Origin of the sequence: Rhodanobacter lindaniclasticus, from assembly GCF_004799035.1 — a bacterium.
Taxonomy (GTDB): domain Bacteria; phylum Pseudomonadota; class Gammaproteobacteria; order Xanthomonadales; family Rhodanobacteraceae; genus Rhodanobacter; species Rhodanobacter lindaniclasticus.
Map to the genome: position 1 here is coordinate 49,890 of NZ_MWIO01000019.1, position 12,901 is coordinate 62,790.

Here is a 12,901-nt window from a genome sequence, read left to right on the forward strand (position 1 = left end):
AAATGCCTTGAATTGGTTTGCAAATTCAATATCCATCAATAATCATCCATTCCCATGGACCACCTCGATGCGCTCCACCTGTTTACGCGGATCGTCGAGCAACGCAGCTTCGGCCGTGCTGCCGATCAGCTGGACATTCCCCGCGCCACCGCCACCCACGCGATAAAGCAACTGGAAGCGCGGCTCGGCACCCGCTTGCTCGAACGCAGCACGCGCCACGTCCGCCCGACGCCGGATGGCGAGGCCTTCTACGAGCGGTGCGTGCATGTATTGAGCGAACTGGACGACGCCGAGGCCTCGCTGCGCCACGCCGCATCCAACCCGCGCGGCATCCTGCGCGTGGACATGCATGGCACCCATGCGACCGGGATCGTCTTGCCGCGTATCCGCGAGTTTCGCGAGCGCTACCCCAACATCGACATCGTGATCAGCAGCGAAGACCGCCTGGTCGATCTGGTGCGCGAAGGCATCGACTGCGCCATCCGCGGCGGCACCGTGCGCGACTCGAGCCTCGTCGCGCGGCGATTGGCCGTCATCCCCGAAGTCACCTGCGCCAGCCCCGACTACCTGGCACGCTTCGGCACGCCGCGACACCCGTCGGAACTTGCCTCGCATCAGGCCGTGCAGTTCTTCAACTCCAGCGGCGGCCGCGCCTACCCGTTCGAATTCACCATCGACGGCAAATTACGCGAGGTCGAGCTCAAGGGCTGGCTCACCGTCAATTACGCCGAGAGCTACGTGGTTGCCGCGCGAAACGGCTGCGGCCTGATCCAGCTCCCGCGATACCACGTCGAAGACGACCTCCGCAGCGGCCACCTGATCGAGGTACTTGCCGACTTCAGCGGACCAGGCTTTCCAATCACCGCGCTCTACCCGCACCGCCGCCAGCTGTCACCACGCGTGCGCATCTTTCTTGATTGGGTCGGCCAGCTGTACGAAGAAGCCTTCGGACCAACGCAAGCGTCGACCTGATGTCGCGGCCTGAAGCAACGTCATCAACTGCGATTGACGGAGAAACGATGCGTCTTCCCTGGATGCAGGAAGTGCCATTCGCCAGAGGCCAGGCTTCTCCGAGAAGCTCCACCAACCGCGCCTCGCACGGCGAGAGATCATGCCCGCCGCTGTGAAATCGCGAAAAGGGCCAGCTCACTCCGACCCTTTGGCTATGTCCGCGTAACAGACAGCATGCGATGCAGGTTCTTGCTGGGCGCTTGGAGGCCGAGCCGGAACCGCGACATCCCGCGCCTGCCCCGAATCCGACGTCCCATTAATCCCGTCCCCATTAATCCGAAATGAGCATTTCTGTTGCTACGCCAGTTGCTCCAAGGCATCATCGAACAGCAATCGGCTTGGCTGTTGGACAGACGCTCAGGGGGGAGCGACCACATGCGCTTGGAAGCAGTCAGCATCACTAACTTCCGATGCTACGATGAAGAAGTTCGGATCGAACTGGGCGACCTGACCACCTTTGTCGGTCGCAACGACATCGGCAAATCGGCCATCCTAGAAACCTTGGAAATCTTCTTCAACGGGGACTTGGTCTCCATGGAGCAAGGGGACGCGAGCGTCCACAACGCCGACAAAACCGTCTCCATCACCTGCGAATTCTCGGAGCTCCCATCCACGCTGACACTGGATGCGGGAGCCGAAACTACGCTGGCCGACGAATATTTGTTGGCCCAGGACGGGCGGCTAAAGATCCGGAAGACCTTCGATTGCACGAGCAAGAAGCCGTCCGCAGAAGTCTTGGTCATCGCCAATCATCCCACTGCGGACGACTGCGCCAACCTGTTGGAGCTCAAGGAGAAAGACCTTCAGAAGCGCGTGAAAGATCTCGGGCTGGACGTCGCCCTGAAGGGCAACCCCGGGATGCGACGGGCGATCTGGGCGGCCGCCGGCGACCTGCGACTCCGAGAGGTCGCTATTCCCGTGGGTAAGCCCAAGGAAGATGTGAAGCGGATATGGGAGCAGATCGAGCCGCACCTACCCATGTTCGCGCTGTTCCAAAGTGATCGGAGTAGCAGGGATTCCGATGACGAGGTGCAAAGCCCCATGAAGGCCGCCGTAGCTGCGGCGATCGCGGAGGTTCAGGAGGACATTGCACGCATCCAAGCCAAGGTGCGTGAGAAGGCGGAGGAGATTGCGCAGAATACGCACGCCGCGCTGGCCACGATCGACCCGAACCTTGCCAGTGAACTGACGCCCGAGTTCAGCCCGCCCACCGCGGCCAAATGGCAGGGCCTGTTCTCCCTTGGCTTGAACACCGATGACGGTATCCCCCTGAATAAGCGGGGTAGTGGCGTGCGGCGACTGGTCTTGGTGAGTTTCTTCAAGGCCGAGGCGGAGCGTCGCCTCAAGACCAGCGCCAAGCGCAGCATCATCTACGCCATCGAGGAACCGGAAACTGCGCAGCATCCGAACAACCAACGCATCCTCATCGACTCGTTCAAGGCGTTGTCAGATGACCCAGGATGCCAAGTGATCCTGACCACCCATAGCCCTGGTTTCGCCTCCTCGCTGCCCCAGGACAGCATCCGCTACATTTCGCGCCATGCCGAAACCAGAAAACCCCACATCCAATCTGGGGTCGATGTGTTTGGCCAAGTTGCAGAGGCGCTCGGTGTGACTCCGGACAGCCGCGTTCAAGTCTTGGTGTGCGTTGAGGGACCTACCGACGTTTTGGCGTTGAAGGCCCTAGCCAGTGCACTGCACCAAGCTGACGCAACGCTGCCGAATATCGCAGCTGACGAGCGCGTGGCTTTCATAGTTCTCGGCGGTGGAACGCTAGAGCATTGGGTCAATCAGCATTACTTGCGAGGCCTCAACAAACGTGAGGTGCACATTTATGACCGTGACGTACCTGGTTATGCGGAGTCTGCAAGGCGGGTCAATGAGCGGCAAGATGGCTCTTGGGCGGTTATCACCGCCAAACACGAGATTGAGAGTTACCTGCACAAGGACGCGATTTCGATGGCGTTTGGCTTTGATATTGAGGTCACCGACCACCCAGTGGAGGGCAAAGCAACACCCAAGATCTTTGGCGAAGCGTTCGCAGCCCACACCGGCCATGGCAAGCCTCTCAAAGACTCCAATGCGAAAAGAAAGCTTGCTCAGCAAGCCTTCCCTTGCATGACAGCGGAAATGCTGGCTGAGCGCGATCCGGACGGAGAGGTTCGCGGCTGGCTCCGCCGCTTAGGCGAAATGCTGAACTGAACTAAAGGGGACGTGACCAATATGCATGACCCCAGGCACTCAGCCCACGGAGGACATGTAAGCGTTCCCCTGCGGACGTTCGCCCATGCGCGACAACCACACAGACAACTACGCTTCGCTCGAAGCTAGCCCTTCCCGAGCAGCTCCACCAACCGCCCCTCGCACGCCGACAGATCATGCCCCCGCCGCTGTGAAACCACGAACGTCAGCGAGCGAATGTGCCACGCACGCCGCTCAAGCTCGACAAGCTGCCCACCGGCCAGATCCTCGACCACGAGATGCCGCGGCAAGTGCCCCCACCCCAGCCCGGCTTTCAGCAGATCGCGTTTCGCACCGAGATCATTGACCAGCCACTGGCGCTTGCCGGCGACGCCCTGCTGGGTCTTTTCCGCGCCGGGCTGGTTGTCGGTGACGACGATCTGGGGGTGGCGGCCGAACTCGTCCGCGGGGATGGGCTTGGGGGTCGAGGCGAGCGGATGGTTCGGCGCGCAGGCGGTCACCATCTCCTCCTCGCGCAGCCAGTGGCGTTCGATCGCCTGCGGGTTCACTTCCGGCACGTCGTTGATGGTGACGGCCAGCGCGCACACTTTTTCCAGCACCAGCTTTTCGCCGCCCTGCATGGTGGTGATGCGCAGGTTGATCGCGGCGGTGGGGCATTCTTCCTGCAGCGTGCGCAGGCAGTCGATCAGGTGGGCGCGCGGAAAATAGGCATCGACCGCCACCGACACCTGCGGCACGCCGGCCTTGGCGATCGCGCCGGCGCGGTTCTTCATTTCCTCCGTACGCGAGATCACCGCCCGTGCGTCGGGCAAGAGGCTGCGCCCCGCCGCGGTGAGCTGCGCCTTGCGCGTGTTGCGCTCGAACAGCTCGACGTCGAACGCGCTTTCCAGCGCCTTGATCGCGTGGCTGATGGCCGACTGCGCCCGTGCGAGCTTGCGCGCCGCGCCCGAGAAGCTGCCCTGGTCGCACACCGCCACGAACGCCCGCAGCTGGTTGATGGTGACGTTGTCGAGCATCAGTTATCCAGAAAATAGATCGTATCAAGCGATGTTTCGTCAATTGGATTGATGCGTCAAGCGACCCAGATTGGTTGGGCACCGGCTCGAACGGGCCGGATCACTCCACTCAAGAAGGATCATCCCCATGAGCTACGCCATCATCGGTTTCGGTTCCATCGGCCAGGCCCTCGCCCGCGCTTTCGCCCGCAACAACATCGAAGTCACGGTCGCCAGTCGGCGGCCGCCCGAGGCCCTGTTGCCGCAGGCGCAGGCGATCGGCCCCAGGGTCATCCCCGGGACATTGCAGGAAGCGGTCCAGGCGGACGTGATCATCCTGGCGGTGCTGTTCGAGGGGCACCGTGACATCGGCAAGCTGCTTGCGGACTGGAAGGGCAAGACGATCATCGACGCGATGAACACGAATGACCCGGTCGAAACGCTCGACAACCTCCCTTCCTCCGCCTTCGCCGCCAGGTCGTTCCCGGGCGCCAGGTTCGTGAAGGGCTTCAATCACCTGCTGGCGCGCACGCTGGCCTCCGACCCCAGGGTCCAGGGCGGCCACCGGGTCGTGTTCCTGTCCAGCGACGACGAAGCGGCCACGGCGCAAGTGGCGGACCTTGCGAAGCGACTCGGCTTCGCCCCCGTCAACCTCGGCAAGTTCGACGAGGGCGGCAGCCTGGTGCAGGCACGCGGCCGCGCGTGGGGCCCGCTGATTTTCCAGGACCTGTTCAAGTAGCAGCCGTGAGCGCGTACGGCCATCACGACAAGGACCGCGATCGGCGCGCCATCCACATCACTGCTTCGGCAGTTGCAACCCCTCCAATCCAGGATTCATGACATGAGCAAGTTGAATGGAAAGACCGCCGTCATCACCGGCGGCGCCACCGGCATCGGCCTCGCAGCGGCAGAGCGCTTCATCGAGGAAGGCGCCTTCGTCTTCATCTACGGCCGTCGGCAGGAAGCGCTCGACGCCGCGCTGGCAAAGCTCGGCCCCAACGCCCGCGCGGTACAGGGCTCGGTCTCCGACCCGGCCGACCTCGACCGGCTCTACGCGGCGGTGAAGGCCGAACGCGGAACCCTCGACATCGTGTTCGCCAACGCCGGGACGGGCGGCCTGCTTCCGCTCGGCCAGATCACCGCCGAGCACATCGACGAAACCTTCGATACCAACGTGAAGGGCGCGATCTTCACGGTGCAGAAGGCGCTGCCGCTGATGGGCCCGGGTGGCTCGATCATCCTGACCGGATCGAGCGCGGGCACCACCGGCGCCCCGGCCTTCGGCGTCTACAGCGCGAGCAAGGCCGCCGTGCGCAACCTCGCCAAGACCTTTGCGGAGGACCTGAAGGGCACCGGCATCCGGGTCAACGTGCTGTCGCCGGGACCGACCGCGACCGAACTGGCGAAGGCCGCGGTGGGCGAGGAAGGCCTGAAGGCGTTCGCCTCGATGAACCCGCTGCAGCGCATGGCCGAGCCGGCGGAGATCGGGGCGGCGGCAGCCTTTCTGGCGTCACCGGACAGCAGCTTCATGACCGCCAGCGAGCTTGCCGTCGATGGTGGGCTGGCGCAGATCTGACGCGCGGCGTATGGCGCTCCGTTTTGATGGGGCGCCGCGCTGGTTGTTTAGCGTGTGCAGGTCGGACCCGCCACGACTCACGAAGTCGGTGCTTCCAGCGCCCGACTGAGCTGCTCCATCAGCGCCCCCTGGATGTGCCCGTTGGACACGCAGACGTTGCCGCCGTGGATATCGAGCAGGCCGCCGGTGACCGAGCTGGCCACGCCGCCGGCTTCGCGTACCAGGATCACGCCGGGCGCCATGTCCCAGGCGTTGAGGGCGCGTTCCCAGTAGGCGTCCCAGCGGCCGGCAGCGACGTAGGCCATGTCCACCGAACAGGCGCCGGTGCGGCGGATGCCGGCGGTCCTTTCGCTCAGCAGGGCCATTTCGCGGGCGAATACCGGGTGGTCTGGCTTGCCGGCGAACGGGATGCCGCACGAGATCACGCTGTCGACCAGGCGATGGCGGGCGGAGACGTGGATGGCTTCGCTGTTCAACCACGCGCCGCCGCCCTGCTCGGCCACGAACATTTCGCGCAGCGCCGGCAGCCAGGTGACACCGGCGACCACTTCGCCCTCGCGCGCAAGCGCCACGTTGATGCCCCACAGCGGCGTGCCGAACAGGAAGTTGGTGGTGCCGTCGAGCGGATCGACGATCCAGTCCTGGGCGTCGTCGCTGCCGCGGCTGGTGCCGCCTTCCTCGCCGACGAAACCGAAGGATGGCCGCGCCTTGCCGAGGATCTCGCGCACCGTGCGTTCGGCTTCCTCATCGGCGATCGAGACCAGGTCGGCCGGGCCGGTCTTGGTGCGCACGCCCAGCTCGCCGAGCTGGCCGAAACGTCGCAACAAGCCCTGCCCTGCGGCCTGCGCGGCCTGGATCATCACCTTGAGTTCGGAGGAAGCGTGCTGCATGGAATCAGTCCCTGCGCCGGGTACGCCACAGGCTCAGTGCCAGCAGCATGGAAAGTACGGACGAGCCGATCCAGAAACTGATCGCCGCGCCGAAGTTGTAGTGGCGCACGCCATCGACCATGGTCATGCCGTGCTGGATCAGCGTGCCGGAAACCTGTTCCTGCACGCCCGCGCCGATGTAGCTGCAGATGCCGATCACGCCCATCGCCGCGCCGGCCACGCGCTTGGGCGCGATATCGACGGCAAACAGGCCGCCCAGCGAGGTGACCAGGCCGGTCAAGCCCATGCCGAACAATACCATCGCGGTGATCAGCGACCAGAGATGGTTCGGCCCGTAGAAAAACAGGAACAGGCCTGCGAGTTCCAGCAAGGCGAACAGCAGGTTCACCGGCGGACGGTGCGCGTCGAACAGCTTGTCGGAAATGAAACCGAACGCGACCGCGCCGGCCATGCCGGCCAGCGTGCTGATCATCAACAACGTGCCGGCCATGGTCAGCGAGTAGCCGTGCACCTCCTGCAGGTACAGCACGCCCCAGGAGTTGATCGCGTAGCGCGTCACGTAGGTGGTGGCCGAGGCCAGGCACAGGATCCAGATCGCCGGCATCTTCAGGATCGACAGTTGCAGCTTCAGCACCGAGGCGATCTTCGGCTTGGCCGCCTCGCCGAAGTTGTCGTTCTTCCAGTCGTTGACCGCGGGCAGGCCCAGCGTGGGCGGGCGGTCCTGCAGCAACAGGTAGGCACCGATGGCCGTGGCCACGCCGATCATGCCCGGCCCCCAGAACCCGAAGCGCCAGCCGAACGCGGCCACGGTGGCGCCCACCACGAGAAAGGTCAGGCCCTCGCCGATCGAGTGCGCCGTGCTCCAGATGCCGTAGGTGCGCCCGCGTTCGCGATTGGAGAACCACGCCGTCATCGCCACCACACCGCCGGGCGCACCGAAGCTCTGGAACCAGCCGTTGAGCCCCCACAGGATCACGGCAAGCCATACCGTGGTGACGAAGCCCATCGCCAGGTTGCACAGTGCGGTGGTGAGAAAGGCGAACGCCAGGAAGCGTTTCATGTTCGCGTGATCGGCGAGGAAGCCGTTGGTCAGCTTGCCGATCGCGTAGGTGTAAAAAAGAGCCGAACCAATCAGGCCCAGCTCCACAGGAGTAAAGATGCCGGCGTCGATGATCGGTTTCTTGACCACGCCGAGCGCCAGTCGGCAGGTGTAGATCAGGCCGTAACCCAGCGTGATCGCCAGCATCACGCGCAAGCGATGCTTGCGGTACTGCCGGTCGATCTCGCTGCGGTCGGCGATCTCGGGCTGGTCAGCTCCGGTTGCGAAAAATGCCAGCCATCCACGCGCCATGCGGATCCCCCTCGGTCGGCCGGCGCGGGCGGCGGCGGCCTCGTTTCAGCAATCCTATTTCATTTAGACATATATTGGAAGAATTATTCCAATTTATGCTCGATGGGCTACGTCCAGCGGGATCGGCTTGGGCAGATGAAGGGACCCCAACCCGTCATCCTGAGCGTAGCGCTGAAGCGCGGAATCGAAGAGCTCGGACCTTCCGCATCACCAAATGATCCGCGCCCGCTACGCGGGCTACGCCCGGCGGGAACGGATTGGAAAAGCGGCGTCACAGGGTCGGGATCACGAAGCTTTGCTCCACCGCCTCGCCGCCCTTGGGCCAACGCTGGGTGACCGTCTTGGTGCGGGTGTAGAAGCGCACGCCATCCATGCCGTACTGGTTGAGGTCGGCGAAGCCCGAGCGCTTCCAGCCGCCGAAGCTGTGGTAAGCCACCGGCACCGGGATCGGCACGTTGATGCCGACCATGCCCACCTCGACGCGGTCGGCGAACTCGCGCGCGGCGTCGCCGCTGCGGGTGAAGATGCTCACGCCGTTGCCGTACTGATGCCGCGACGGCAGTTGCAGCGCCTCCTCGAAACTGTGCGCGCGCACGATCTGCAGCACCGGGCCGAAGATTTCGTCCTGGTAGGTCTTCATGGTGGGCTTCACGTGGTCGAACAGCGTGGGCGCGAGGAAGAAGCCGCCCTCGTGGCCGGGCACCTTGAGGCCGCGGCCGTCGACCACCAGCTCCGCGCCCTCGTCCACGCCGAGCTGGATGTAGCCCTCGATGCGCGCCTTGTGCGCCGCCGACACCACCGGACCGTAATGCGCGTCCGGATTGCTGGACACGCCCACCTGCAGCGCGGCGATCGCCGGCAGCAGTTTCGCGCGCAGCGCGTCGGCGGTGGCCTCGCCCACCGGCACCACCACCGGCAGCGCCATGCAGCGCTCGCCGGCCGAGCCGTAGGCCGCGCCCATCAGGTCGGCGACAACCTGGTCGAGATCGGCGTCCGGCAGCACGATGCCGTGGTTCTTGGCGCCGCCCATGCACTGCACGCGCTTGCCGTGCGCCGCACCGGCGGCGTACACCGATTGCGCCACGTCGGACGAGCCGACGAAGCTCACTGCCTTGATCGTCGGATGCGCCACGATCGCGTCGACGATCTCCTTGTCACCGTGCACCACGTTGAGGATGCCCGGCGGCAGGCCGGCCTCGATCATCAGCTCGGCCAGCCGTACCGGCACCGACGGATCGCGCTCGGACGGCTTGAGGATGAACGCGTTGCCGGTGGCAATCGCCGGGCCGAACATCCACATCGGGATCATCGCCGGGAAGTTGAACGGGGTGACGCCAGCCACCACGCCGAGCGGCTGGTGCGCGGAATAGACGTCTATCCGCGGACCGGCGCCCTGGGTGTACTCGCCTTTCTGCAGGTGCGGGATGCCGCAGGCGAACTCGATCACCTCCAGCCCGCGCAGCACGTCGCCGTGCGCATCGGACACCACCTTGCCGTGCTCGCTGGCCAGCAGCTCGGCCAGCTCCTGCTTGTGCGCATTGAGCAGGCGCACGAACTCGAACATCACCCGCGCACGGCGCTGCGGGTTCACCGCGGCCCACGCCGGCTGCGCCTCGGCGGCGTTGCGCACCGCGCGGTCCAGCTCCGCGGCGTTGGCCAGCGACACCTTCGCCTGCACCTTGCCGCTGTTCGGATCGAAGACGTCGCTGTGGCGGCCTGAGGTACCGACGACGGTCTGACCGCCGATGAAATGTTCGATGTTGCGCATGACTCACTCCTGGATGATGTTTTCTGGTGGTGCCGAATCTCCGGCTCAAAACCCCGCCCCCATGAGACCGTGAAATCTTTTGCTTCCCCCGCGTGCAGCGGGGGAAGCTGCCCGGAGGGCTGATGGGGGCGCTTTTGCGTGAGAGCAGATCAAGAGCGCACCCCCATCCGCCTTCGGCACCTTCCCCCGCATGGCGGGGGAAGGAAGATCCGGGTCGTGCGGGTCAGCCAGGGGGGCGCCGCGCGATCCAGTCGTGGGCCGGGTCGTTGCGGAAAATCCACTGGCGGTGCGGGCCCGCCATCACGTTGAGGTAGTACAGGTCGTAGCCGTGCGGCGTGCCGACCGGGTGGTAGCCGCGCGGCACCATCACCACGTCGCCGTCTTCCACGCAGACGGTTTCGTCGAGCGAGCGGTCGTCGGTGTAGACGCGCTGGAAGGCGAAACCCTGCGGCGGATTGAGCCGGTGATAGTAGGTTTCCTCCAGCGCGGTTTCCGCGCCCGCCGCGGCGGTGTCGTGCTTGTGCGGCGGATAGCTGGACCAGTGCCCGCCGGGCGTGATCACCTCCACCACCAGCAGGCCGTCGGCCGGCTCGGTCTGCGGCAGGATGTTGCGCACGTAGCGCGTGTTGGTGCCTTCGCCGCGCACCTCGCGGCTCATCATCGATTCGGCGATCAACCGCGGTTCGCCCTGCCCCGTGCCGGGCGCCGTGCACACGGCAAGCTCCACCGGCCCGCTGGCGATCACCTCCCAGGCAATCCCCGCCGGCACGTAGACCGCGCCGGGTGCGCGATCCTCGAACGGACTGCTGCGGCCGCCGACATGCATGAAGCGGCGCCCGCCGGCATCGACATCCGCCAGCCCTGAGATGATCACCAGGCAGGCCTCGCGCCCCGCCTCGCCGCCGGCGTGACGCTGGCCGGCGGCGAGTTTCACGAGCTTGAAACCGACGTGCTCCCAGCCGGCGCTGGCGGGAGTGACCTCGAGCACGGTGCCGTCGGCGCCGGCCGCGTGCGGGCGAACGCGCAGGCCGGCCATCAGCGGGTACCTCGGATTTTTTTTGTCACCCCAGCGAAAGCTGGGGTCCAGTGACTTGAGCCGCGAAGGCGCTGGGTCCCGGCTTTCGCTGGGACGACGGCGGAGAGCGTCATCAGCACGTCCATCACTGCAACCCCGCAGCCGCGGCGCGCTCCCTGAGCGTGCCGAGGCCCAACTGCGCATAGGTGCGCGGATCGGCCAGGGCCGGGTCCTGCTCGGCCTCGATCACGATCCAGCCGCTGTAGTGGATCTTCGCCAACGCGGCCATCAGCTGCCTGTAATCCAGCCCGCCGTCGCCCGGCACGGTGAACATGCCGGCGAGCACGCCGTCGAGGAAGCTCGCGCCGGATGCGCGCAGTTTGTCGAACACCTCGCGGCGCACGTCCTTGCAATGCACGTGGGCGATGCGCGCGGGGTGCTCGGCGATCAGCGCCAGCGCGTCGATGCCGCCCAGCGCGGCATGGCCGGTATCCAGGGTCAGCCCGACCGATGCGCCGGTATGGTGCAGGAAGGCCTGCAGATCCGACGCGCGCTCGACCACCGTGCCGAGATGATGGTGGTAGGCGAAGCGGATGCCTTGCGCCTGGATGTAGTCGGCTACTTCGGTCAGGCGCTGGCCGAACACCGGCCATTCGTCCGTACCCAGTTGCGGCGTGTCGCGCATGGCGGTGCCGCGCTGGCCGTGGATTGCATTGCTGGTCTCGGCAAACACGAACACCGTGCTGCCCATCGCCTTGAGCAGCTCCAGATGCGGCTGCAGCGCCACGATCTCGTCGTGCGCGGACTGCGCCAGCAGCGAACCGCTGTACCAGCCGCCGATCAGGTCCAGTCGGTACTTCGCCAGCAGCGGCTTCAGCGCGGCCGCGGCACGCGGAAACTTGCCGCCCAGCTCGACGCCTTCGAAGCCCAGTTCCTGGATGTCGTGCAGGATGCTTTCCAGCGGCGTGTCACCGCCCAGCTCGGGCATGTCATCGTTGGCCCAGGCGATCGGGCTGACGCCGAAACGGATGCTCATGACAAATCCTTCTTCTGTCGGATGCCCTGCTCGTAGGCGCGTCGCGCGGCCTCGACCTCGGGGCGTTCGGAAACCTCCGGCACCGCCACGTCCCACCACCAGCCGCCGGCTTCGGTGGCCTTCAGCGGATCGGTGTCGATCACCACCACGTAGCTGCGTTCGGCGGCGCGGGCGCGCCCCATCGCGGATTCCAGCTCGGCGATCGTGCCGACGTGCTCGGACAAGGCGCCGAGGCTGGCCGCGTGCGCGGCGAAGTCGATCGACGGCAGCACCGCGTGCGCGGCATCGACCAGCAGGTTGTTGAAGCCGGCGCCGCCGGTGGCGTGCTGCAGGCGGTTGATGCAGCCGTAGCCGCGGTTGTCCAGCAGCACCACGATCAATTTCCGGCCCAGCATCACCGAACTGGCCAGCTCGGAGTTCAGCATCAGGTAGCTGCCGTCGCCCACCATCACCACCACGTCGCGATCAGGCGCAGCCATCTTCACGCCGATGCCGCCGGCGATCTCGTAGCCCATGCACGAATAGCCGTACTCGACGTGGTAGCCGTCGCTACGCGATGTACGCCACAGCTTGTGCAACTCGCCCGGCAGGCCGCCGGCCGCGCACACTACGATGGCGTCCTCGCCCACGCTGCGCTGCACCGCGCCGATGACCTGGGCATCGCTGGGCAGATTCTGCTTGGCCGGTGCCGCGGTGACGGCGTCCACCGCCGCGTTCCAAGCCTTCATTTCATCGGCGGCGATCGCCGGCGCGCGCCAGCCGGCCAGTGCGGCGCTCAACGCCTGCAGCACTGTGCGCGCATCGCCGACCACGGCCAGCGCATCGTGCTTGTGCGCGTCGAACGGCTGCACGTTGATCTGGAACTTCTGTGCCTGCTCGAACAGGCTGCGCGAGCCGGTGGTGAAATCCGCCAGCCGCGTGCCGATGCCGACGACGAGATCCGCGCGGGCGGCGGCGTGCTCTACAGCGAGGCGGAAGACGCGCTGAAGGCGCTGTCCGAAGCCACCGGCCTCGCCGTGGCCGAGACGCAGGCCGGCAAGGGGGCGCTGGCCTGGAA

At 65.7% G+C, this 12,901-nt stretch carries 11 protein-coding genes; 4 read left to right on the forward strand and 7 right to left on the reverse strand.

Features of this window, described 5'->3' with window-relative positions; genetic code table 11:
* The first annotated feature begins 54 nt into the window (after positions 1 to 54).
* A complete protein-coding gene (locus B1991_RS07005; RefSeq protein WP_136258008.1) occupies positions 55 to 972 on the forward strand; it encodes a LysR family transcriptional regulator in 918 nt (305 codons plus the stop codon).
* Between the two features lie 414 nt (positions 973 to 1,386).
* Positions 1,387 to 3,213 carry an ATP-binding protein gene (locus B1991_RS07010; RefSeq protein WP_136258009.1) on the forward strand — a complete coding sequence of 609 codons (1,827 nt, stop codon included), beginning with the start codon at positions 1,387 to 1,389 and terminating at the stop codon, positions 3,211 to 3,213.
* Positions 3,214 to 3,338: 125 nt separating this feature from the next.
* Here B1991_RS07010 and B1991_RS07015 read toward each other — a convergent pair whose 3' ends face one another.
* Positions 3,339 to 4,229, reverse strand: coding sequence for a LysR family transcriptional regulator (locus B1991_RS07015; protein WP_136258010.1), 891 nt, complete (start codon positions 4,227 to 4,229; stop codon positions 3,339 to 3,341).
* Between the two features lie 127 nt (positions 4,230 to 4,356).
* Between B1991_RS07015 and B1991_RS07020 the strand changes: the two genes are divergently transcribed.
* Together B1991_RS07020 and B1991_RS07025 are read left to right on the forward strand one after the other, a co-directional pair.
* On the forward strand, positions 4,357 to 4,947 hold the full coding sequence (locus tag B1991_RS07020; protein ID WP_136258011.1) for an NADPH-dependent F420 reductase: 591 nt from the start codon (positions 4,357 to 4,359) through the stop codon (positions 4,945 to 4,947).
* Positions 4,948 to 5,049: 102 nt separating this feature from the next.
* Complete coding sequence (locus tag B1991_RS07025; protein WP_136258012.1) at positions 5,050 to 5,784, forward strand: SDR family NAD(P)-dependent oxidoreductase; 735 nt, start codon at positions 5,050 to 5,052, stop codon at positions 5,782 to 5,784.
* Between the two features lie 77 nt (positions 5,785 to 5,861).
* Here B1991_RS07025 and B1991_RS07030 read toward each other — a convergent pair whose 3' ends face one another.
* The 6 genes from B1991_RS07030 to B1991_RS07055 all read right to left on the reverse strand — a co-directional run.
* Complete coding sequence (locus tag B1991_RS07030) at positions 5,862 to 6,674, reverse strand: inositol monophosphatase family protein (protein WP_136258013.1); 813 nt, start codon at positions 6,672 to 6,674, stop codon at positions 5,862 to 5,864.
* A gap of 4 nt (positions 6,675 to 6,678) precedes the next feature.
* Positions 6,679 to 8,025, reverse strand: a complete 1,347-nt coding sequence (locus tag B1991_RS07035; RefSeq protein WP_136258014.1) for an MFS transporter — start codon at positions 8,023 to 8,025, stop codon at positions 6,679 to 6,681.
* Positions 8,026 to 8,296: 271 nt separating this feature from the next.
* Positions 8,297 to 9,793, reverse strand: a complete 1,497-nt coding sequence (locus B1991_RS07040) for a CoA-acylating methylmalonate-semialdehyde dehydrogenase (RefSeq protein ID WP_136258015.1) — start codon at positions 9,791 to 9,793, stop codon at positions 8,297 to 8,299.
* 223 nt (positions 9,794 to 10,016) lie between these two features.
* Positions 10,017 to 10,829, reverse strand: a complete 813-nt coding sequence (iolB, locus tag B1991_RS07045; protein ID WP_136258016.1) for a 5-deoxy-glucuronate isomerase — start codon at positions 10,827 to 10,829, stop codon at positions 10,017 to 10,019.
* Positions 10,830 to 10,953: 124 nt separating this feature from the next.
* A complete protein-coding gene (gene iolE, locus B1991_RS07050; protein ID WP_136258017.1) occupies positions 10,954 to 11,844 on the reverse strand; it encodes a myo-inosose-2 dehydratase in 891 nt (296 codons plus the stop codon).
* Positions 11,841 to 12,901 (reverse strand): thiamine pyrophosphate-dependent enzyme (locus tag B1991_RS07055; RefSeq protein ID WP_246031084.1); only part of this gene is annotated, 1,061 nt, incomplete at its 5' end. The genes iolE and B1991_RS07055, both read right to left, overlap by 4 nt.